General features: G+C 34.0%; 20 protein-coding genes, 5 pseudogenes and 1 other annotated feature. Of the genes and pseudogenes, 19 read left to right on the top strand and 6 right to left on the bottom strand.

Annotation, left to right across the window (positions count from 1 at the left end; genetic code table 11):
- The first annotated feature begins 22 nt into the window (after positions 1-22).
- From SO785_RS03410 to SO785_RS03395, 4 genes and pseudogenes are all read left to right on the top strand, one after another.
- On the top strand, positions 23-619 hold the full coding sequence (locus SO785_RS03410) for a histidine phosphatase family protein (RefSeq protein ID WP_003547363.1): 597 nt from the start codon (positions 23-25) through the stop codon (positions 617-619).
- 27 nt (positions 620-646) lie between these two features.
- Complete coding sequence (locus tag SO785_RS03405; protein WP_003547366.1) at positions 647-1,417, top strand: nucleoside phosphorylase; 771 nt, start codon at positions 647-649, stop codon at positions 1,415-1,417.
- Positions 1,418-1,433: 16 nt separating this feature from the next.
- Positions 1,434-2,194, top strand: a pseudogene (locus SO785_RS03400) (nucleoside phosphorylase).
- A 39-nt stretch (positions 2,195-2,233) separates the two neighbouring features.
- On the top strand, positions 2,234-2,836 hold the full coding sequence (locus SO785_RS03395; protein ID WP_003547369.1) for an HAD family hydrolase: 603 nt from the start codon (positions 2,234-2,236) through the stop codon (positions 2,834-2,836).
- A 332-nt stretch (positions 2,837-3,168) separates the two neighbouring features.
- Here SO785_RS03395 and SO785_RS03390 read toward each other — a convergent pair whose 3' ends face one another.
- On the bottom strand, positions 3,169-3,402 hold the full coding sequence (locus SO785_RS03390; protein WP_011254332.1) for a hypothetical protein: 234 nt from the start codon (positions 3,400-3,402) through the stop codon (positions 3,169-3,171).
- 381 nt (positions 3,403-3,783) lie between these two features.
- Between SO785_RS03390 and SO785_RS03385 the strand changes: the two are divergent.
- The 3 genes and pseudogenes from SO785_RS03385 to SO785_RS03375 all read left to right on the top strand — a co-directional run.
- A pseudogene (locus SO785_RS03385) lies at positions 3,784-4,245 on the top strand (AEC family transporter); the annotation flags it as partial.
- An 858-nt stretch (positions 4,246-5,103) separates the two neighbouring features.
- Positions 5,104-5,342: a binding site (T-box leader), on the top strand.
- Positions 5,343-5,424: 82 nt separating this feature from the next.
- Positions 5,425-6,078: a hypothetical protein gene (locus SO785_RS03380; RefSeq protein ID WP_003547377.1), complete on the top strand. Its 654-nt coding sequence runs from the start codon at positions 5,425-5,427 to the stop codon at positions 6,076-6,078.
- A 20-nt stretch (positions 6,079-6,098) separates the two neighbouring features.
- Positions 6,099-6,344 (top strand): hypothetical protein, encoded by a 246-nt coding sequence (locus tag SO785_RS03375; RefSeq protein ID WP_003547379.1) that lies wholly within the window; start codon positions 6,099-6,101, stop codon positions 6,342-6,344.
- 261 nt (positions 6,345-6,605) lie between these two features.
- Here the strand turns inward: SO785_RS03375 and SO785_RS03370 are convergent, their stop codons facing one another.
- The 3 genes from SO785_RS03370 to SO785_RS03360 all read right to left on the bottom strand — a co-directional run bounded on the left by SO785_RS03370 (position 6,606) and on the right by SO785_RS03360 (position 7,948).
- Positions 6,606-6,680, bottom strand: coding sequence for a hypothetical protein (locus SO785_RS03370; protein ID WP_021721329.1), 75 nt, complete (start codon positions 6,678-6,680; stop codon positions 6,606-6,608).
- Between the two features lie 131 nt (positions 6,681-6,811).
- A complete protein-coding gene (locus SO785_RS03365; protein ID WP_003547384.1) occupies positions 6,812-6,949 on the bottom strand; it encodes a YvrJ family protein in 138 nt (45 codons plus the stop codon).
- A gap of 84 nt (positions 6,950-7,033) precedes the next feature.
- Entirely contained in the window at positions 7,034-7,948 is a 915-nt protein-coding gene (locus SO785_RS03360; protein WP_003547386.1) for a LysR family transcriptional regulator, read from the bottom strand.
- A 128-nt stretch (positions 7,949-8,076) separates the two neighbouring features.
- On the opposite strand from SO785_RS03360, the gene SO785_RS03355 reads away from it, so the two are divergent.
- Positions 8,077-9,702: a malolactic enzyme gene (locus SO785_RS03355; protein WP_003547389.1), complete on the top strand. Its 1,626-nt coding sequence runs from the start codon at positions 8,077-8,079 to the stop codon at positions 9,700-9,702.
- A gap of 66 nt (positions 9,703-9,768) precedes the next feature.
- Here the strand turns inward: SO785_RS03355 and SO785_RS03350 are convergent, their stop codons facing one another.
- Positions 9,769-10,356 (bottom strand): low temperature requirement protein A, encoded by a 588-nt coding sequence (locus SO785_RS03350; protein WP_003547391.1) that lies wholly within the window; start codon positions 10,354-10,356, stop codon positions 9,769-9,771.
- 103 nt (positions 10,357-10,459) lie between these two features.
- On the opposite strand from SO785_RS03350, the gene SO785_RS03345 reads away from it, so the two are divergent.
- The 8 genes from SO785_RS03345 (at position 10,460) to SO785_RS03310 (ending at position 18,403) form a co-directional block, all read left to right on the top strand.
- Complete coding sequence (locus tag SO785_RS03345; protein WP_011254333.1) at positions 10,460-11,749, top strand: replication-associated recombination protein A; 1,290 nt, start codon at positions 10,460-10,462, stop codon at positions 11,747-11,749.
- 83 nt (positions 11,750-11,832) lie between these two features.
- Complete coding sequence (gene bsh, locus SO785_RS03340) at positions 11,833-12,810, top strand: choloylglycine hydrolase (RefSeq protein WP_003547395.1); 978 nt, start codon at positions 11,833-11,835, stop codon at positions 12,808-12,810.
- A gap of 345 nt (positions 12,811-13,155) precedes the next feature.
- A complete protein-coding gene (locus SO785_RS03335; RefSeq protein WP_003547397.1) occupies positions 13,156-13,764 on the top strand; it encodes a L,D-transpeptidase in 609 nt (202 codons plus the stop codon).
- Positions 13,765-14,190: 426 nt separating this feature from the next.
- Positions 14,191-15,309, top strand: a complete 1,119-nt coding sequence (locus tag SO785_RS03330) for a 5-methyltetrahydropteroyltriglutamate--homocysteine S-methyltransferase (RefSeq protein ID WP_003547400.1) — start codon at positions 14,191-14,193, stop codon at positions 15,307-15,309.
- A gap of 189 nt (positions 15,310-15,498) precedes the next feature.
- On the top strand, positions 15,499-15,972 hold the full coding sequence (locus SO785_RS03325; RefSeq protein ID WP_003547404.1) for an S-ribosylhomocysteine lyase: 474 nt from the start codon (positions 15,499-15,501) through the stop codon (positions 15,970-15,972).
- A 162-nt stretch (positions 15,973-16,134) separates the two neighbouring features.
- Entirely contained in the window at positions 16,135-16,815 is a 681-nt protein-coding gene (locus tag SO785_RS03320; protein ID WP_003547406.1) for a sunset domain-containing protein, read from the top strand.
- On the top strand, positions 16,815-17,660 hold the full coding sequence (locus SO785_RS03315; protein ID WP_003547408.1) for a DNA/RNA non-specific endonuclease: 846 nt from the start codon (positions 16,815-16,817) through the stop codon (positions 17,658-17,660). The genes SO785_RS03320 and SO785_RS03315 overlap by 1 nt, the downstream gene beginning before the upstream one ends.
- Before the next feature lie 98 nt (positions 17,661-17,758).
- Positions 17,759-18,403, top strand: a complete 645-nt coding sequence (locus SO785_RS03310) for an NAD(P)-dependent oxidoreductase (protein WP_003547411.1) — start codon at positions 17,759-17,761, stop codon at positions 18,401-18,403.
- 69 nt (positions 18,404-18,472) lie between these two features.
- Here the strand turns inward: SO785_RS03310 and SO785_RS03305 are convergent, their stop codons facing one another.
- A complete protein-coding gene (locus SO785_RS03305; protein ID WP_021874087.1) occupies positions 18,473-19,792 on the bottom strand; it encodes an APC family permease in 1,320 nt (439 codons plus the stop codon).
- Positions 19,793-20,331: 539 nt separating this feature from the next.
- Here SO785_RS03305 and SO785_RS03300 point away from each other — a divergent pair.
- From SO785_RS03300 to SO785_RS03290, 3 pseudogenes are all read left to right on the top strand, one after another.
- A pseudogene (locus tag SO785_RS03300) lies at positions 20,332-21,263 on the top strand (PLP-dependent cysteine synthase family protein).
- A gap of 181 nt (positions 21,264-21,444) precedes the next feature.
- A pseudogene (locus SO785_RS03295) lies at positions 21,445-22,590 on the top strand (trans-sulfuration enzyme family protein).
- A 13-nt stretch (positions 22,591-22,603) separates the two neighbouring features.
- Positions 22,604-23,079 (top strand): annotated as a pseudogene (locus SO785_RS03290) (S-ribosylhomocysteine lyase).
- Positions 23,080-23,101: the final 22 nt, after the last annotated feature.

The following is a 23,101-nucleotide window of genomic DNA, read 5'->3' as shown; positions in this document are numbered from 1 at the left end:
AAAATAACGTGGTGGATAAATTATGCGATTATTAGTAGTTAGACATGGTCAAAGTGAAGCCGATATATTAAAAGTATGTGAAGGTCGAGCAGATTTTTCTTTGACAAAATTAGGGCATGAACAAGTAGAAAAAACTGCAGAGTATATTTCAGAAAACTACAAAGTAGATAAGATTTATTCAAGTACTTTAAAACGAGCTATGCAAACCGCAGAACACGTAGCGAAGAAAACAAATCTTAAAGTTAATTTAGAAGATAAATTGCAGGAATTTAATAACGGTTTAAGAGCGGGGATGAATTATAAATTGGCTTATGAAAAATATCCTAATATACCTGCTGCAATACATGAATCACATTATCAGCAAGAAAGTGAACTTGAATTTAGGATGAGGGCCGAGTATGTTCTCTCACAAATCACTAGTGAAAATGATCCTACTTCAACAACTGTAATAGTTAGTCATGGTGGAATGATTATGCGATTATTTCAAGCCTTTCTTCAATTACCAATAGGATCTAATGTTAAGTTAATTACCGGAGATGCTGGGATTCATGACTGGTCAATTGAAAATGAACAAAAGTTTATAAACTATTCTAATTTTTGTCCATTTTTATCGAATTAATGGAAATCAAGACATGGGGGAGTATATATGAATCAACAACCATTCATCTTAGACTTTGACAATGATCAAAATGCAGTGCTTGAACCAGATTTTGAAAATTTACCATATCATTTTCATTCAAGATTACTTTATGCATTTGTTCCTAAAGAAAAAATCGATGTTTTCTTAGATCAATATCCGCATCGTACCTTAGGAAGCTTTCGAACTATTTCATTTAGACCCAAAATCTATGAAGTTAAAATTAAAGATGAATATTTTACGTTATGTCAAGCACCGCTGGGAGCACCTGCAGCTACTAAATTGCTAGATTGGTTAATTAACTATGGTGTGAAGAGAGTTTTAGCCATAGGAAATGCAGGTGCATTGGTAGATTTGCCAGAAAATACAATGCTTTTGCCTAGTCGTGCAATTCGTGGTGAGGGGACTTCCTTTTATTATTTAAAACCTAGTCAATTTATAAAAATAAACCGTAATTATTTAACTCAAGTCGAAAAAGCTATTCTAAATTTAGGTTTCAAATATGATGAAATTACTACTTGGACAACAGATGGATTTTTTAGGGAAACATCTAAAAAGGTTGCACAATTTCGTCAACTGGGGGCCAGCACAGTAGAAATGGAATGCGCTGCATTAGCTGCGTGTTCTCAATTTAGAAAAGTAGATTTTGCTCAGTTGCTATTTACGGGAGATTCTTTAGCTAAAATGGAGAATTATGATAGACGAAATTGGGGACGTAAGTCGTACAGCATGGGTTTAGAAATTGGAGCTAAAGTTCTCATTAATTTGAACGAAGAATAACAGGGAGAGTAAAACTATGAACCAACAACCATTCATCTTAGACTTTGACAAAAATGCACATGCAGTAATTGAGCCGGATCATGATCAAGAGTCATTTCATTTTCATTCAAGATTACTTTATGCATTTGCGCCCAAAGAAGAAATAGATTTATTCTTAGACAAGCATCTTCACCGCACCATAGGAATGTTTGATTCTGTATCTTTTACTCCTAAAATTTACGAAGTTGAAATTAATGGCAAATTTTTCACTTTATGTCAGGCACCGCTAGGGGCACCTGCAGCAACACAACTTTTAGATTGGTTAATAAGCTATGGTGTCAAAGAAGTTTTAGCAGTCGGTATTGCAGGAGCATTAATAGATTTACCAGAAAATGCCATGCTTTTACCTACTCGTGCAATTCGCGATGAAGGGACTTCCTTTCACTATATGGAACCGGGTCAATTTGTTGACTTGAACTACCAGTTTATAAAAAAGTGGAGGAACAGCTTGATAAATTAGATCTAAAGTATGACGAAATAACAACTTGGACAACGGATGGATTCTTTAGAGAAACACCTAAAAAAGTCGCACAATTTCGTCAGCTTGGTGCCAGTGTTGTAGAAATGGAATGCGCTGGGATGGCTGCATGTGCTCATTTTAGAAAAATTAATTTTGCACAACTTTTGTTTACTGCAGATTCACTAGCCGATACAGAGAATTATGATGTGCGAGATTGGGGTAGTGAATCACATAGTACTAGCTTAGATATTGGATCGCAAGTTCTAATTCAAATGTAGTTTATAATTAATGCATAACCTAACGAAAGAGTAGACGAAATGCTGAAAAACATAATTTTTGACTTTGGAAATGTATTAATTGATTACGATTCTGATAAGATTCTTGACCACTATGATGTAAATGACGACGAACGTGCTATTTTTAAGAAAAATATCTTTGGTTCAAAAGAATGGCTTGAAGTTGATGCAGGGGAGATAACTGAAGATGAAGCTACTGAGATATTCAAAAGAAAACTCCCAGAAGAATTGCATCCCAAGATTGAAAAGATCATGACTATGTGGCCTAAAGAAGTGATCTATTTCCCTGAAATGTTGACTTTCATGAAGGATATGCGCCAAAAGGGCTATCACATGTTTGCTTTATCTAACACGGGGATGCGATTTGCTAATTACTTAATGAGGACCGACTATGGTAAATACTTCGAAGGCGAAGTTTTCTCAGCGACGGAGAAGCTAATGAAGCCAGATCAAAAGATTTATCAAGTTTTGCTGAATAGATATGATTTGATTCCTGATGAGTGTCTCTTTATCGATGATCGTCCAGAGAATACGGAAACTGCGCAGAAGTTGGGGATGCATGACTTTACTTTTAATATCAAGAAGCTTCCTGAGTTGAAAACCTATATTGATGAATTGAAGTAACAGGTAAGTATTTATACATCAAACCCGCTAATATAGATGGTGTAACTAGAAAAGCAACTCATAATACTTATATTTATAAGAGCTCTACTGGTTAGACTTCATTTAATGGCAACCAAGCAATTTATCATATTAAAGGTACTTAATTACTGGATCTATTCAATTGACGTTGATGCAGCAGGATTAATGCAAGAAAAATCATATGAAAGTAAATAAAATTATTAATAGATATTAGTTTTGAGAGTCTGACATTTTCAGGCTCTTTTTGTTTATAAAGACAAAAAACGCCGATGAACTTCACTAAAAAATTCACCGGTGTTTTCATATTCACTATTTTACAGCATCTTATGCTTCTTCATTCGTTCTTCAAAGATGCTATTAATCAAATCAGTCATTTCTTGTTTTTGGATTTTAGTAGGTTCGCCATTTTCAAATGCCTTATATAAATCAGAATGTTCTTTAGCAATCAACTTGCAAGTATTATCAGTAGCATGCTTTCTAAAGATTTTTGGAATCTTCTTCAAATACTCTGGCTTTACAAGGGTAATAATTTTCTCGTTTGCTGTCATCTCATATACCTCCATACAAAATTTAAAAGTTATTTTAAGCTTATTGTCTTAATCATTCAACCAAGAGGTTTCATTAGCTAATATTTTTTATTCAAAGTTGATCAAACTAGTGCTTGCTGTCCAATTACTTTATTACCACGACGTGTAAAACAAATTATAGAGTGATGTTGTAAATCTAAATTAAAATCAATCTTTAACTAAAAGAGTTGAAACTTAAAAATTTTGGTCCTTTTTGATTCTTATAGAAATTTTTAAAATATTTAAAATTTTTCTTCATTTCTTGATAAATAAAAAATGATATAAACGCTATGCCAATATCCAATACATATAGAGCAGTTTTTAATCAACTAAAGATTTGATTATATGAAGGGAGAAATATAAATGACAACATTTCTATCATCAGTATCTAGCGTAGTGGTTATTGTATTAATAATGGTATTGGGGTATATCTTGAGAAAAAAAGGCTGGCTTGCCGATACATTCTCCGGCAATATTTCTAAATTAATTACACAAATTGCGCTGCCAGTATCTATTTTTGTCTCAGTCCAAAATAATCTTACAAGAAGTAGCTTAATCGGATTATTTGAAGACTTACTTTTGCCATTTATTGGCGTAGTTATTTCATATATCGTAGCATTTATTCTAGTTAAAGTTTTAAAAATAAGAGTAGGTCGTCGCGGTACTTTTATTAATATCATAGCTAACGCTAATACTATTTTTATTGGAATGCCTTTAAACATTGTATTGTTTGGGAATCGCGCGATGCCTTAATTCTTGATCTACTATGTAATCAATACTGTCTCAACCTGGGCTTTTGGTGTATTTCTAATAAAAAACGAAAATTGAATACAAATGAAAAAAGCCCAACCTTGAATTGGCGTTCAAAGTTGAGCTGTACGTGAAACTACAAACGCACCTTTGTAGCTTCACGCTTTTCTAACAATCTTATCGCTAATTAAATTAGCTAATCAAGATTGTAACTTGAACTGAAGAAGAAATCAAGATGTGAGACACAAAGGGGACGGTCCTATTTATCTTCCTCATTACTAAGATGAATAGGAAGCGCAGGGGGTAAGGCTTCAAGGCCCCCGTTAAGATGAAAAGAAGTGGGCAGGCAAATTCGGTCTTATAATTAAACTGATGAGCTACGATTTATCGGAGAATTTAGCGCCGAGGTAACTTGGGCATTTGAAAAGGTAGATTTTCGGGAGCTGGACATCCAAGGATATAAGATTAGACGCATGCGGGCGCTCAATTTTGGGTGCTGGGACTGATGTAGAGGTTTATTTTAATGCCGTGTAGGGGCATGTAGACGCACGGATTGATACATCAGATAATTCAGTAATGACTGTAACGGACGGGCATCGCCGACGCATAAGTTGAGGAATTTTCCTTATTTTTCTAACATAGGGAAATTCTCTGCTCTGAACCTAACAAACACCTCAACATAAGTCTGGGGTGTTTATTGAAGACCTTTCGGGCTTTTGAGATGAAAATTAACAGTGAATCTATGCAGTATTTTTTCACTTTAAAAAATTTCAATATTAATATTATGTATTGAAAAACATCAAAATAGATAGGTTCTCCGGATCACAATATATTATATTAAAATTATAAATTTTATAATTTAACTAATAAATAATTAAAATTGCTGTTGACTTTTAATTTTTATCACTGTAATATTATGATCAACAAAAAATAATAACGGCTTTGACAAGGAAAGTAAGTTTAACTGAAGTACTACAGAGAGTTTCTGGTTGGTGCGAAGAAACAACGAAGGTTTAGCTGAAAATCACCTTTGAGCAGAAATTACGAATTGAGTAGTTTCAGGGCACGCCCTTTACAGCGTCGACGTATCGCTCTTTTTGAGCCGCACGTGCAACGAGGCTGGGTTTATGCCCAGCGAACATAGGTGGTACAGCGCCCAAAGCGCCCTATTAGATCAAAATAAAATTGGTCTGGTAGGGCGCTTTTTTCTTTAACAAAGCTGTTAAGTATAGGAATAATTGGAGGAAAATTATTATGAAAAAAGTATTGAAATCAACATCAGTTGCTCTACTTTCTGCAACTTTGTTAGCTACTGTTACTCCAGCATTAACGAATACAGTTAGTGCCACTACAAACAGTTTTGAATCAAAACAGCCGGAAAAATCTCCTTTAATTACCTCAGAATGGTTTGAAGAAGATAATTCTGTCAATAGCAAATTATCTGCACAAGATGTTGATAAAGTAGTTGAAACATTAAAGAAGAGCTATCCCGATTTAAGTACAGATTACTTACGAACAATTGTTAATAATCAACGTCAAGGAGATTATAGTTTACCCGCTTTGGATCAAGTTTCTCAACGTCATTTACATGGTACTTTAGCAGTACAAGGTGGCTGGAAAGGAATCACTGTGTCACAAATGGGTGCTGTGATTGATGCAGCACTTATTGGTGCTTCTGGTGGTGTGGGTTCATTGGGTGTAAAATATGCCATCAAAAAACTTGGTAAAAGTGCAGCCAAAAAGACTATTCAAATAGCTTTACAAGGCATTGTAGGAGGGGCTGCAGGAAGAGTAGCTTCTAAAGTAGTCGATCAGGCTCTTGATTATGCTGGTAGTCCAGGATATTATATTGCAAAATATTGGGATGCTCATGATAAGTATCCAAATAATGGACGTATCAACTTTTAAAGAAGTAAGCGGAGGCACAAATGGGTAAAAAAATTGCTGTTTATTTGTTACCGCCAATTGGGCTTGTAGCTCTATTTTTAATTTATGATTTGCTAACTAATCAGCATAATTTATGGATGTCAGCTATTGGAACACTGGGATGGTGGATGTTTTCTTTTGGAAGTGAATTTTTAAGTAAAAGTTGGCAAAAGGTATTATTTTTAACCTGTATTGCATTTTTAGTTTTTGTAGCAGGATTTTGTGTTTATATAAAATTAACTTCTTAAAACATTTGTTAGTATTATATGATTCTCTAACTCCCCGCAGCGGAGGGGAGTTAGAGAGCAAAACAAAAAGCAGTTTTCGAACTGCTTTTTTTCGTGTATTTAAATTAAATAGATGCAGACGATATATTAGGATCATGCAGAAAATGGGTGCTTGATACTACCATTGTGTGATGATATTTAACTTTTTTAGTTGCTTCATCAATTGAAGTAGATACCTGTAGTCTGCCTTGGCACAAAATTTGACGACCTTTGTCGCAGTGCTTATAGATTGTTATCGAAGGCTAAACAGCGGATGTAATCAGCTTCTTTTCGGTTATCTTGTCGAGGCACGGCCATTGTAAACCATGTATAAGGGCGCCCATTAGCTGATTGTTTAAGTTCAGGTGTCTTCCTAATAAATTAATATCGTTCATCTCTACTCTCCTAATTTAAATTTTTCCGTTTAATTAAATATAAAGTCTAACATATTAAGCCTTATTATCCGAAAGGTGCATGATTGCTGAAGTTAGACTGTCCAATTTACTCTCAATACGTATAAGCAGGACTAGGGCAATTACCACGCCAGATGCCTGTTCCAGTACGTATTTGATGATTTCTTGCGTCATAATTTAAATCATTGTCCTTCCCTTAAATAAACTCTTATTTAGCGTTAAAAATAGGAGTACTTTGAGTTTCGTAGTATTTAGCTCCTACGATGGTAGCGTAGAGGTTAAGACCTGCCTTCTCAAAGATATTTGCGTTAAAATTTCCCAAAATTCTTCTTCCGCATCTGTCATAATGTGGTTTTCTCTAGTTGCAGCAGCCAAGATAAATTTAGGTTGATCTTTATCAAGCAAAGGGATAGAAATCACATCATCATTTTCAGTAATTGATAATGTAGTCAAATATGATATACCTAAGTTCTGCGCCACTATATTTTTGACTACTGTGACATCGGGACTACGATAAATTGTATTTAAATTAATTTTACTCTTTTTAAGCATTCGATCTAATGCCTTGGTATGGATATAATCGCTGCTTAAGCCAATAAAATTTTCATTAGCGATCTCTTTAAAGGAGATCGCTTTTTTGGTAGCCAAAGGATGAGTCTTACTTACCACAATACACATTGGATAGCTTTTAACCACTTCCAACTTAATACCTGGTTCTACATTAACTTTGGTTAAGCCAAGCATAGAAAAATTAATATAACCTTCAAGTAAGAGATGATAGAGATCATATGAGCCATTTTCAATTACGTTTAAGCGGTGAAGAAGTCCTTTAGCAAACAATTGCGATACAATCTTAGGAAAATAATTTCTCCCGATAATTGGTGGTAAGCCAAAAGGAATAGAAGCATTCTGATTCTGTTTAATTTCTTCTTCTACAATATTAATTTCATTTAAAATTGATTGAACATGCTCATCAAACTGCACCCCCAATCGAGTAATAATAATGCTTTTATGAGGCTGGTCTCTAATTAAAAATGTACCACCGAATCTATTTTCTAATCTTTTAACGGCTGCAGTAATTGTAGGTTGGCTAACACCAAATTTTTCTGCAGTTTTCGTATAGCTTTTCAGATTGACCAATTCATGGAAGTATCGTAAATCTTGAATATTCAACGTTTCTTATCCTCATATAAATAAATCTTTGGTATCGCACACCATTTGACTATAAATTTTTTAAAGTTTTATACTCCTAAACAATGATACAAGAAAAAAGTAAAGGAAGACAAACAGGGGGCATTTGAATGACGAACGCATATAACATTTTAAACGATCCATTTTTGAATAAAGGAACTGCTTTCACTAAGAGTGAAAGAGAAAGCTTAGGATTAATTGGAGCACTTCCAGCTAAAGTTCAAACCATTGATGAGCAAGCAACAAGAATTTATGATCAAGATCAACTTCACGAAAAAGGTATTGATCAAAGAAAATTCTTAATGGAACTTTTTAACACTAATCGTACACTTTTCTACTATGTAATTGAACAACACATTGAAGAATTAATGCCAATTATTTATGATCCAGTTATCGCACCGGCAATTGAAGAATATAGTGAAATTTTTATGAAGCCACAAGGCGCCGCATTTCTTTCAATTGATAATCCTGGCGAAATAGAAGCTAGCTTAACTAATGCAGCTGGTGGACGTAAGATCAAACTGATTGTTGTTACAGACGGTGAAGGAATCTTAGGAATTGGAGACTGGGGTTCAAATGGTGTTAACATCTCAGTTGGTAAATTAATGGTTTATACTGCAGCTGCAGGAATCGATCCACGTGAAGTATTACCAATCGTACTTGACGTAGGTACAGATAACCAAACACTGATCGATGATCCACTTTATTTAGGTGAAAAGCACGCCAGAGTTACAGGCGACAAGTACTATGACTTTGTTGATAAGTTTGTAAAAATTGCACGTAAGGTCTTCCCAGATGTTTATATTCACTTCGAAGACTTTGGTCGTGACAACGCTACTAAGATTCTAAACAAGTATCGTAAAGAAATTCCTGTCTTTAATGGTGATGTTCAAGGAACAGGAATTGTATGTTTAGCTGGTGTACTTGGCGTACTTAATATCTCTAAACAAAAATTCAGTGATCAAATTTTCCTTACCTTTGGTGCAGGAACTGCAGGCATGGGAATCGCTAATATGATGTATCGTGAAATGCTAGTTGAAGGAATGGATCCTGAAGAAGCAAAGAAACATTTTTATTTGGTTGATAAACAAGGTTTGCTATTCAGTGACACACCAGGCATCACTCCTGAACAAAGACCATTTGTACGGGAAAGATCAGAATTTGTTAATGCCGATGAATTAACTAATTTAGAAGCGGTTATTAAGACCGTTCATCCAACAGTAATGATTGGTACTTCTACCACACCGGGCGCATTTACTGAAAAAGCAATTAAAGAAATGGCTACACATACTGAAAGACCGATTATTTTTCCAATTTCTAATCCAACTAAATTAATTGAAGCTTCTGCAGAAGACTTGATCAAGTGGACTGATGGTCGTGCATTAGTTGCTACAGGTGTACCATCAGATCCTGTAAAATACAATGGCGTAACTTACCATATTGGACAAGCTAACAACGCTTTGATTTACCCAGGACTTGGTTTAGGTGTTTTGGCAAGCAAAGCCAAATTAGTTACTGATGAAATGCTTTCTGCCGCTGCTCATTCACTTGGCGGAATTGTTGATCCAAATGAAAAGGGGGCTTCAGTATTACCACCGATTTCTAAGATTAGAATTTTTTCAGATAAGGAAGCAATTAGTGTAGCGCAAACTGCAATTGATCAAAAACTTGCGACTCCAAATATTACAGATGCCAAAGCAGCTACTGAAAATATTAAGTGGATTCCTAAGTATTAAAAATAATTACTTATTCCCAAAAAACAACCCAGACTTTTGGCAAGCCTGGGTTGTTTTTTTAAAATATTAATTTTGATACAGAATTCTTACTTTCATTCCTGCATTAAACAAACTAATAATTGCACTACATAAAACGATTGTAAACAAAGATGGATTAATTAGGCAAATAGCATAACCAATAGTTAAACTAATGATCCAGCTGGTAAGGTTCATTTTATTAATAGAATTATATTGAATTTTATTATAAGTAACTGCAATAGTTATCCCCACGTAAAATAAAAACATGCCACCATATAAACAAGATATTGCAAACAATGAGTTGGCTTCTTTTTCACTGATAAACTTCAAAGATACAGTAATTAAACTTAAGCCAAGTAAGATAAAATAGTGAAGATAGATCAGTAAATTACCAGTTTGACCAGTTTTCTTTTCTTCAATTAAATGATCAAACTCAGTTATATAAACAAAAAACAAACATGCCACGATAACAAAAATCAAAATGGAATCAATTGAAAATTCATTGGGTTTAAAGCAGTCAGCAATGCCAATAATTGTCTCACCAAAGGTGATAATAATTAAAAGAGTTAATCTTTCAAGTAAGTGAGAAAAAATGATAGGATGTTTCTTAGTGTACTTACTTGTAAAGCTAGGCAAAATCCAGCTAATAATTATTCCTATCTATCCATTTCATGTTAATTACAATTTAGAAAAGGATATAAAAGAAGCAAGATTATTTAAAAATTGGAAAGGAAAATTAATGACATTTAAACAACCACTAGCCGATCTAATGCGACCTAAGACCTTAGGTGAAATGGTAGGACAAAACCATTTATTGGCTAAAGGCAAACCACTTTATCAAATTATTAAAGAGCATATACTTCTTAGCTTATTGTTATGGGGACCACCAGGATGCGGGAAAACAACGCTGGCTTACGTAATGTCTCAAACATTGAGATTACCTTTTGAAAAGTTTAATGCATCCATTCAGAATAAAAGTCAGCTGCAAAAATTAATTCAAAAACATCCAGATGAAAGTTTTGTTTTACTTTTAGACGAAATTCACCGCTTAACTAAACCAATTCAAGATTATTTATTACCATATTTAGAAAATGGTCATGTATTGCTAGTCGGAACGACGACTGAGAACCCTATTATGTCAATCCAACCGGCAATTAGATCAAGATGCCAAATTTTTGAGTTTTATCCCATTAAGGCAGAAGATATTGAATTAGTATTAATTAAAGCCGCCGAGGAACATTTAAATTTTGATTTACCAAAGAAACAAGCGCATGCTATTGCAAATAGTGGCAATGGGGATGTGCGTGTATCTTTAAATATTTTAGACACTCTCAATGCTATGCATCCCCAAAACATCTCAATGGCAAATATTGAAGAATTTGCTAGAAATCAACACTTTGCCTTTGATAAAGATGCCACTAAGCATTATGATTATTTATCAGCTTTTCAAGATTCAATTGAAGGATCTGATGCTGATGCAGCTTTATATTATCTTGCAGTTATTCTAAAATCTGGCGACCTTGAATCAGTTGTAAGACGTCTTAAGGACTTAGCAGCATTGGATGTTGGTTTGGCTGATTCGGCAAGAGTAGCGCAAGTAATTACTTTGGCAAATACAGCTCTAGAGATCGGCTTACCACGTGCTTCAACACATCTAGCTATGGCAACAATTTTACTAGCAGTAGCACCGCGTTCTGATTCAGCAATGCAAGCATATTATCAAGCAGCTAAAGATGCTGAACATCCAGCTGATCATCCGATGCCAAAATATTTACAAGATTATCATTATAAGGGAGCGGGGAAATTACGCGGTGCTGGAGAAATGCAGAATATGTTTGATTTACCACACAATATTGCTAGACAAGAATATTTGCCTAAGGATTTAGTTGGTAAGCATTACTATGTCCCAGCACAAAATAAGGCAGAAGAGAAACTATATTCTCAGTATCAAGCCCTATATAAATATATCTATCAAAAGCCATTTATTCCGACTGAATTTTCAGATCATTTTGAACATTTTACTAATTAAATTAGGGAAGTTAAAACCACATTATTAATAAGTAGTAGAATATAAAATGTTAGTACGTAATATTTATAGAAAGCGTGCAGTAAATGTGTACATCAATTTGTTATAATCCTAACGATCATTATTTTGGTAGAAATCTTGACTATGAAATTGCTTATGGTCAAAAAGTAGTCATTGTACCAAGAAACTACGAATTTAAGTATAGAGAAATGCCCTCTCAAAAGATGCATTATGCTTTTATCGGAGTATCTGTAGTTAATGATGATTATCCATTATTATGTGATGCAATTAATGAAAAGGGGCTTGGTATTGCAGGATTAAATTTTCAAGGTCCTAATCATTACTTTCCTAAAATCGAAGGTAAGAAGAATATTGCTTCTTTTGAATTAATGCCATACTTATTAAGTAATTGTGAAAATACTGACGATGTTAAAGAAATCTTAGATAATGCAAATATTTTAAATATTAGCTTTTCAGCAAATTATCCTGCAGCTGATTTACATTGGATTTTAAGTGATAAAGCTGGTAAGAGTATCGTAGTTGAATCAACCAATTCAGGTTTACATATTTATGATAATCCAGTGAATGTCTTAACTAACAATCCTGAATTTCCGGATCAATTAATTAAATTAAGTGACTACGCCGACGTTACTCCACATAATCCTAAGAATACATTGGTTCCTAATGTTGATCTTAATCTATATAGTAGAGGCTTAGGTACTCACCACTTACCTGGTGGAATGGATTCTAGCTCTCGATTTGTTAAGGTAGCTTTTGTCTTGGCACACACTCCACAAGGAAAAAATGAAGTGGAAAATGTTACTAATTATTTCCATATTCTGCATTCAGTAGAACAACCTGATGGTTTAGATGAAGTAGAAGATAATCGCTATGAATATACTATGTATACAGATTGTATGAACTTAGATAAAGGTATTTTGTACTTTACTACTTATGACAATAATCGGATTAATGCAGTAGATATGCATAAAGCAGATTTAGATTCAGAAGATTTAATCTGCTACGATTTGTTTAAGAAACAAGATATTGAATATATGAATTAATTTTATATACACTCAATAAAGACCATCCAGATCTGGATGGTCTTTATTTTTATCTTTTGTTTGACGGTTAACTAATTTTAGAAGGTTATATATTAGCTGTCTAACAAAGGAAGTAATAAATTATGGAATAGATTAAGAAACTAGTTAAGTAAGCATCAACACAGATTGAAAAGGAACGAGATCATTTCGCAGCCAGACCTAGTATTACTGGCATGTAAAATGCTTTTATTAATCGTGGCTATTATCATCTGGGCTCTATTTTTTTAATATATAAAAGATAAGCATTAATTTATCGATTTCTGGTGTAAAATATAGCTAAATTTACTTGAAAGTAGAGATCGAAAAATGAAGACAAACTTTAAGATGGCTTTAATGACTGCTATATTGCTGGCATTTCCGATGGCTACTAATGTTGCACAGCCGGTTAATGCCACAACAAAAACGACAGTAGTAAAATTAAAAAAATCGGACTTTCAACCATATAATGATCCTGCTGATCTACGCAAGATGACCGGAAACTATTGGTTAAAGTCTAGTGAAACTAAAACAGCATATCCTAACTTACGCAAAGTTAAGAACTTGAATTTACGTGTTTCTATTTTGGGTAACCGCACCTATGTTAGAAGTGGGAAGAAAGTCCTTTATACTATGTACAGTTCTGCTGGCAAGATTGTAGATGGTAAAAGCTTAACACCAACTGGTACTTATCTCACTAATTCGTATCATCCACATCGTTTTTCAGAAGCTTTATATCCAGTAGGCTGGATTGGTCAATTATATTTATTCCACTCTGTACCAACTCATATGTGGTCAAATCAATTTGTGATTAGGGAAGCCAATAAATTAGGGAAGATGCCCGCTAGTCACGGATGTGTTCGCCTATCAGTAAGGGATGCCAAGTGGCTTCATGATCATGTTCCATATAATACAAAAGTAAATATCTATTATAAATAAGAAAAATAGAATACAATATGTATTCTATTTTTCTTATTTATGATTTTTTTGAATATTTTATTAAAAAATATTGACAAAGTTAATCTAAGATTATAATATAATATCAAATCAAGATAACAAGCGACGAAGAAAAGATAAGTAGTTAGCGTGTACCGTCAAAGAGAGCTGCGAATGGTGAAATGCAGTACGGGAGGACCTGATGAAAATGGTCTTGGAGTCCATTGGATTGCAAGCAGTAGTAAGTAATTCACGGGGGATGCCCGATATAGCATACGAGTATAATTTCTTAATTAGAAACGTACTTAGTAAGGATATTAATGTGAATTAATATCGAATATGGGTGGTAACACGCTGAAGCGTCCCTAGGCTATACTAGCCTAGGGACGCTTTTTTTCGTCATTTTTAACATATAGGGAGAATGAGAATATGAGTAAAACTTTAGTACATTATGACATTGTTGGTAGTTTCTTAAGACCAGAAGAATTGAAAAAGGCACGTGCTGATTTTGCAGCGGGTAACATTTCAAAAACTGACTTGAAAAAGGTTGAAGATGAAGAAATCGCTAAATTAGTTAAAAAAGAAGAAAAAGCTGGTTTAAAGATTGTAACTGATGGTGAATTCAGAAGAAGTTATTGGCACCTTGATACTTTTTGGGGCTTCGGTGGAATTAAGCACACTACTCAAGAACATGGCTACTTCTTCCACGATGAAGAAACTCGTAATGATTCTGCTCAAGTTGAGGGAAAGATTAAATTTACAGGTGATCATCCAGATTTAGAAGCATTTAAGTTTTTGAAGAGTTTAACCGATGGCAGTGATGTAACTCCACGTCAAAGCATTCCTTCACCAGCCCAATTTTACGCAGAACTCGTCCGTGGCCCAGAAAATGTTGCAGCAGTGAAGAAAGTTTACGATACCGAAGACGAACTTTTAAACGATATTTCAAAAGCATATTATGATTTAATCATCGCACTTTACAAAGCAGGTTGTCGCGATGTGAAATTGGATGACTGTACTTGGGGAATGGTCGTAGATGATGATTTCTGGGCAACAATGGTTAAACAAGGTTTTGACCGTGACGAACTTCAAGAAAAATACCTTCGTGTTAACAATGGCGCACTTAAAGATCTACCAGCTGATTTAAGAACTTCAACTCATATTTGTCGAGGCAATTACCACTCAACTTGGGCTGCTAAAGGTGGTTATGGACCGGTTGCCAAATACGTTTTTGCACAAGAAAATGTCGATGCATTCTATCTTGAATTTGATAATGAAAGATCAGGTAACTTCGATCCAATCAAGGAAATTCCTGCTGATAAAGAAGTAGTACTTGGTTTAGTAACTAGTAAGAAACCTGAATTGGAAAAGCCAGAGGATTTGATTGCTCGTATCAATGAAGCAAGTAAGTTCCACGATTTAGCCAACTTAGCCTTAAGCACTCAATGTGGTTTTGCATCAACCGAGGAAGGAAACCAATTGACAGAAGACGATGAATGGAAAAAGATTGGCTTAGTAATCGATACTGCTAAGCAAGTTTGGAAGTAATTTATAAAAATAAATTAAAAAAGGGAGGACAAAGCAATGAAGAAGAAACTATGGATTACAGCACAGGTAGTATGGGGATGTTTGATTTGCTTTGGCCTCTATGTTGCAGCAAATTTATAAAATCTCGAGCATATCGAACAAGATTTAATTTAAAAGATAATATAATTATTTAAAAAAGGAGAAATTAATATGGCAAAAGTTGAAAGTTTTACATTAGACCACACTAAAGTTAAGGCACCTTACGTTCGTTTAATTACTGTTGAAGAAGGTCCTAAAGGCGACAAGATTTCTAACTATGACTTACGTTTAGTTCAACCGAACGAAAATGCAATTCCTACCGGCGGATTGCATACTATTGAACACTTACTTGCCAGCTTACTTCGTGACCGTCTTGATGGTGTAATCGATTGTTCACCATTTGGTTGCCGAACAGGATTCCACCTAATCGTTTGGGGTGAACATTCAACTACTGAAGTTGCTAAAGCATTGAAGTCTTCATTAGAGGAAATTCGTGACACAATTACTTGGGAAGATGTACCAGGTACAACTATTAAGACTTGTGGTAACTACCGTGATCACTCATTGTTCACCGCAAAAGAATGGTGTCGTGATATTCTTGAAAAAGGAATTAGTGATGACCCATTCGAAAGAAATGTGATTTAAATAATTTCCCAATAATCCCCAGAGTGGGATTATTTTTTTACCCTAAAATCCATACATTTCAATTTAAAAACAAAATGAATTTCGGAATCGCTCAGAGAAAAAGAGTAGAATTAATTAGTAAAAATCTATTGGAGAATAAGAATTGAATGGAAGGATCGATAAATGAAAACATTGCATAAAATTTGGAAAGTGATTTTATGGATTTTATTTTGGTATTATCTAATTCCTTATTATCTGTTGAAAAAATATGCTTTCCACAATGTAAAACGACCAATTCTATGGTCAAGTTTAAGTTCTATATTTATGGTTTTCGTTTGCTTGGGAATATTAGGAAACATTTTGCCGGATGATAGCAAGGGTACCAGTAATTCTGAAGCAAAAACTCATTATGTTATTAAGAAAGTGGGGAAGAAAAGACTAACTGCAGCTTTAGCAACACAAAAATTACTAGCAAAAGAAGAGAAGAAAAAGAAAGCCGAATACGAAAAGTTGCGGTCTGAACTTAGTCGCAATAAAGAAAAAGCTAAAAAAGAAAAAATAACTCAAGCAAAAGCTCAACAGGAAAAAGAAAATAAGAAGGCTGAGGAGCAGGAACAAAAAACTGGAAGCAATGAGGCATCTAAGTCATCATCTCCGAAGCGTTCAAATGATTCTACCGGTAATCCCGCAAGTAATCATGGTGATATGAATACAGCTGAAACGGGTAAAATTGTTGGTAACAGAAATTCCCATATTTATCATGTTCCAGGTCAAGCTGGATATCGTATGAATTCTGCTAACGCTATTTACTTTAATTCAGAAGCAGAAGCACAAGCTGCCGGTTATAGAAAGGCAAAAAGATAATGATGGAAAAGAAATTAGTTTCACTTACCGCAGGAATATTACTTACGTTTTCAGCGTTTAGCTACTCTGATATACAAAATATTGCTTTAGCTAAAACTCCTAAAACAGTAATCAAATATAATCGTACAGATGAACAAAAAGCTAAAAAGATAGAAAAAGAAAATACAAAAACTGAAAGTCGCATTAAGATACTGGATAAAAAAATTGCTAAACTTCGTCAGCAATTAAAGAACTATAGCAGTGCACATACTGTAGAATCAGTAAGTAAAGCGAAATTAGCATCATTAAATTATAATGGTCAAAATATTATTACTGTAAATAATAATGATCCTAGTTTTTCAAAAAGCGATTTGAGCACATCAAATGGTGCATGGCAAAGATACGGCAACTTGGATGATTTAAACAGAGTAACATCTGCTAATGCTCTTTTGAATGAATCATTAATGCCCAATTCTCCAAGAGAAGCTTTGCATGTTGATCCAACTGGTTGGCATAACAAACGCATTCCTCGCGGTTGGCTTTACAATCGGTGCCACTTAATTGGGTATCAATTGACTGGACAAAATAATAATTTAAAGAATTTAATGACAGGTACACGACAATTAAATGATCCTGATATGCTTAGATATGAAGATCAAGTTGCTGATTACATAAAAGAAAGTCGGAATAATTACGTTCGTTATCGTGTTACACCAATTTTTAGAGGAAATGAGTTATTAGCACGTGGTGTTGAAATGGAAGGTCAATCTACTAATGGTAATACTATTCACTTTAACGTTTATATTTTTAATGTACAAGATGGTGTAAAGTTAAATTACTCCAACGGTACAAGTATAATTCAGTAAATTTTGATTATTAACTTAGTAAGATATATCCTCAGACATTTCAGTTAATTGGTGTTACATTGAAGATGTAGTTTAGATTATTAAAGTGAGGCTTTAATATGAAAGTCGGAGTTATTGGCGCTTCTGAAATGGCAGGAAGTGCAATTTACAAACTTGCAAAGCAAAATCTAGAAATCGATGTAACAGGGATTGTTAGACATGAATCTAAAGCGAAGAAAGTACTCGGTGACGACGCCAAATTAATTGTGGGTGATATCTTTGCATTATCTGATAACATCTTAGATAAATTTGATGTAATTATTGATGCTTTTGGGACTGATCCTAAGAACGCAGAAGAACATGTTATATTAGCTAAGAAATTGATTAATTTAGTACGAAAGAATAAGATAAGAGTAATCTTTATTTTAGGTGCTGGTAGCTTACATACTGGTGACGACGAGCATTTAGTAGTTGATGACATTGCCCAAATGGATAATGCTGATACGTGGATTAATACACCACGGCAACAATTGAAAGAGTTAGAATATCTTAACAGTATAGACGATGTCGATTGGCTAGGTATTTCTCCAGCTTTACAATTTGAAGCAGGACCCGCTACTGAATATATTGAAGGTACTGACGAATTACTCTATAACAAAGATGGAGATTCAAAGTTAACATCTGGTACTATGGCAACAGTAGTCATTAAGGAAACGGTTGATTCAGTTCACCACCAAGAACGAATTACAATTGCTAATGCGTAAAAATTAAATATAAAAATAGCGATCAAGTAATGAATACCTGATCGCTACTTTTATATTTAAAGTACTATTTTAATCGTTTTTATCCATTTTCTTAACCACATATAAAACAGGTAATCCGATAATTACGATTCCTGCAAATAATAATACACCAGCAGGATCATTGAATAATTCACTAACTAAAACAAAAATTCCTCCAGCAATTGCAACAATTGGTACGAATGGATAAAGTGGTGTACTAAATGGTCGCTTACTATTTTTCTTTCTTAAAATAAAGATACCAAAGAAAGTCAATAAGTAAAAACAATAAATAGTAAATACACATAAATCTGAAAGATGATCTGGATCAAAGAAGAGCATCATGATTGTAGCAAGTAGGATGATGAATATTGTTGCTACAACAGGTGATTTTCCTTTAGGTGTTACATATGAAAGAATACGTGAAAAAGGTAAATCACCTCGACGCGCCATTGCATAAACAATTCTAGGGAAAGTAATAATTTTACCATTTAAAGTACCCATCATTGAAACAATAATTCCGATTGACAATAATTTACCACCAATATCACCAAAAGCCCTAGTTGCAAGATAAGAAGTAGTGTTTTCACCTAAGCTATGAATCATGTTGGCAGGAACAAATCTAAAAATACCAACAGTGATTAAAGTATAAATTACTAAAACAGTGCTAATTCCTAAAATAATAGCCTTAGGTAGCAATTTTTGAGGATTTTTCATTTCACCACCTAAATTAGCAATTAAGATCCACCCATCATAACCGAATAAAGTCGCTAAAACTGCTACACCGAATCCACCAGCTGAACGATTAATTTCACTAACAGTTTGTCCGAGTGCATCTTGATGCCCCCAAAATAAACCGAAGATAATAATAGCTGCGATTGGAATCATTTTACCAATTGTTGTAATTACTGAAAAAGCTGCAGCAACTTTATTTTCTAAAAAATTCATTAATCCAATAGCAATGATAATAATTAAAGCAATAGGAATACGCCATTTAGCATCAATTCCAAAAAGATTAGTAATCATGATACTCATAAACCCAGCTACCGAAGCAATAATTGCTGGGCCATAAACAATAACCTGCATCCACCCAGCTAAAAAGCCACATATTCGGCCATATAGATTTTCAACATAAACATATAGTCCACCTGTATATGGCATCTGCGCACCAATTTCCGCAATCGTTAAACCGGCAGCTAAAGTAATGACACCACCGAAAATCCACGCAGAAATTGCCATGCTAGATGATCCGGCACTATCCAAGATAGAAGCTTGCTTAAAGAAAATTCCTGATCCGATGATAGTTCCGATTACAATTGAGATTGCTGAACCAAAACCTAACGACCGCTTCAGTTCATTGTTTTCTTTGCCCATATAAACCTCCTTAAAAAGCAAAAACCGAATTCATTTATTCAATAAGTTAATCAAATAAAGTGAATTCGGTTTCATTGTTTTTATTTTGTTAAACATACCAAAATCACTCAAGTAGATGGGAACAACTTGAGGAGAAACTTGATTCTAAAAAATAAAAGTATTCAGTATGCATAATAATTCCTCACTTAAATAAAATATTATTTTAATTAGAATATCATTTACATAACGATTCTACAAGAGTTAAGCAAAAAATAAATTACTAATCTTTTATTAACATCTTAATTTTGATTAGTTAAGATGTATTCAAATCGATCAAGGAGGAATATCAAATGTTCAACAAGCAATTTACTAACATGAATACTTGTTGTTGCGGAACGCGTCAATTACGTCCCGCTATTTGGTGTACATTAATTAGTTAAGATAAATTTAATTAATTAAAATCACTTTATTCAGGCATAATTGGCGCTGATTCATTTATTTGAATCTGGCGCCTTTTTTTCTACCTAAAAATCGATTTATTTTGAAAGGAGAATGAAAGTTTGTTAGTAAAAAATGTTTCTGAACTAATTGGGCATACACCACTACTAGAGTTACCCATCAAGATTCCTAATCATAATAAAATTTATGCCAAATTAGAAATGAATAATCCATGTGATAGTATTAAAGATCGCTTAGGTCAATTTTTAATTGAAGATGCTATTAACAAAGGAAAGATAAATAAAAAGACAACGATAGTAGAACCAACAGCCAGAAACACTGGTATAGGGTTAGCTTTAGCTGCACAAAAATATCATTTAAGAACTATCCTAGTAGTACCTGAAAAATTCAGTTTCGAAAAGCAAACTTTGATGCGAGCTCTAGGTGCCGACATTATAAATATTCCAGGCGAGCTAGGAATGATGGGGGCTTTAAAGAAAAGTTATGAAATCGCATCAGAACTTGCTAATGCTTATGTGCCAAATCAATTTGATAATTTGGCTAACCCTGAAGCTTACCGTAAAACAATCGTACCTAAAATAATACCAGATTTAAATGAAGTTAAAGTTGATGCATTCGTTGCAGGACCCGGAACTGGTGGGACCTTTGCTGGAATAGCTCAAGGTTTACATGATTTTTTCCAGATATAAAAAACATAGCGGTACAGCCAGAAGGATCAATTTTAGATGGAAAAACAGCTCATCCTCACAAGACTTAAGGAATTGGCGTTGAAAAAATCCCATCTTTTTTTAAAGAAACTAAAATTGCAGAAATACAAACAATTAGTGACACATCAGCCTTTGCACAAATTCGCTTTGCTGCTAAAAATATAGGCTTATTTATTGGAAGTTCTTCAGGAGCCGCTTTAGCAGCTAGTTTAAATATGGCCCAAAAATTACCCCAAAATTCAAAAATTGTGACGATCTTTCCTGACGCAAGTGATCGATATTTAAGTGAAGGTATTTATGATGAAGAGGAGATGATTAACTGTTAGCAAAAGTATAGGAATATTTGTCATAATATTTATTAGAAAGCTAAACATGGAAGTGAATATTATGGCAATTTTGAAAATTAAAAATGTCGCAGATCCTTTAGGAATAAACCACTAGAACTCTGTAAACATTAAAAAAGGTTAAGGCTAAGTACTTTACTACTTTATATAGCAGAATAAAAAAATGAAATTCAATACAACATTAATTCACGGTGGCTATAGTGAAGATGAGGTAACTGGTGCAGTTTCAACACCGATTTATCGTGCTTCAACATTTCATCAGCATAAACTAGGAAGTAAAGTTAAATGGGAATATTCTAGAATGGGTAATCCTACTAGAGCATCATTAGAAAAATTAATTGCTCAACTTGAACACAGTATAGCTGGTTTTGCATTTAGTTCCGGTTTAGCCGCAATTGCAACGGTTTTTGCACTATATTAAAAAGGTGATCATTTTATTGTAGGAAATGACGTTTATGGTGGAACTTTCCGGTTAATTAACCAAGTTTTAAAACGCTTTGGTATGGAATTTACCGTTGTAGATACTCAAAATCCACAAAACGTTGAAGAAGCAATTCAAGATAATACTGTAGCAATTTATTTTGAAACACCTACTAATCCATTAATGCGTATTACTGACATTCATACAATTGCCGATATTGCTAAAAAGCACCATCTTAGAACTATTATTGACAATACTTTTGCTACTCCTTATAATCAACAACCACTTACTTTAGGGGCAGACATTGTCATTCATTCTGCTACTAAATATTTAGGTGGACATAGTGATGTTGTAGCAGGCTTAGCTGTTACTAATGATCCTAAACTTGCTGAACAATTAGCATTTTTACAAAATTCAATCGGTAGTACTTTGGGACCTGATGATAGCTGGCTATTGCAACGTGGAATTAAGACACTTAATGCACGAATGCGTGTTCACCAAGAAAATGCAAATGCAGTAATTGATTTCTTACAAAATAATCCATATATTGCCAAAATTTATTATCCTGACTTAAAGAATTTTCCAGGTCACGAAATTGCTGCTAAACAAATGAAGAACTTTGGTGCTATGATTTCGTTTGAATTACAATCGGGTTTAGATGTCAAAAAATTTGTTGAGAATTTAGAGCTAATTGAGCTGGCAGAAAGCTTAGGTGGAATCGAAAGTTTAATTGAAGTTCCCGCTATCATGACTCACGGTTCAATTCCACGATCAATTCGCTTAAAAAATGGTATTAAGGATGAATTAATTCGTCTATCAGTGGGGATTGAAGATCCAGTAGACATTATTGACGATTTGAAACAAGCTTTAATAAATTTAGATAAGTAGGTGAAGGTAAATTATGGTAAAAGTTGAAAGTTTTACATTAGACCACACCAAAGTAAAAGCACCTTATGTTCGCTTGATTACCGTTGAATAGGGATATAAGGGTGATAAGATTTCTAATTATGATTTACGTTTAGTTCAACCTAACGAGAATGCTATTCTAACAGGGGTTTACATACAATTGAACATTTACTAGCCAGTTTGCTACGGGACAGAATAGACGATGTAATTGATTGCTCACCATTTGGCTGTCGGACTGGTTTTCACTTAATTATGTGGGGTGAACATTCAATGACCGAAGTAGCTAGGGCATTAAAATCATCTCTTGAAGAAATTCGCGATATGATTACTTGGGAAGATGTGCCTGGAACTACAATTAAGACTTGTGGTAACTATAAAGATCATTCCTTGTTCTCTGCGAAAGAATAGTCAAAAAAGATTTTGAGCGAAGGCATCTCTAATGATCCTTTTATCCGCAATGTTGTAGAGTAATTTAATATTTATAAAACACAAA

It is taken from the genome of Lactobacillus acidophilus, from assembly GCF_034298135.1.
Taxonomy (GTDB): Bacteria; Bacillota; Bacilli; order Lactobacillales; family Lactobacillaceae; genus Lactobacillus; species Lactobacillus acidophilus.
Note: the sequence above shows the minus strand (reverse complement) of the source record. Positions and strands in the feature narration are given on the sequence as shown.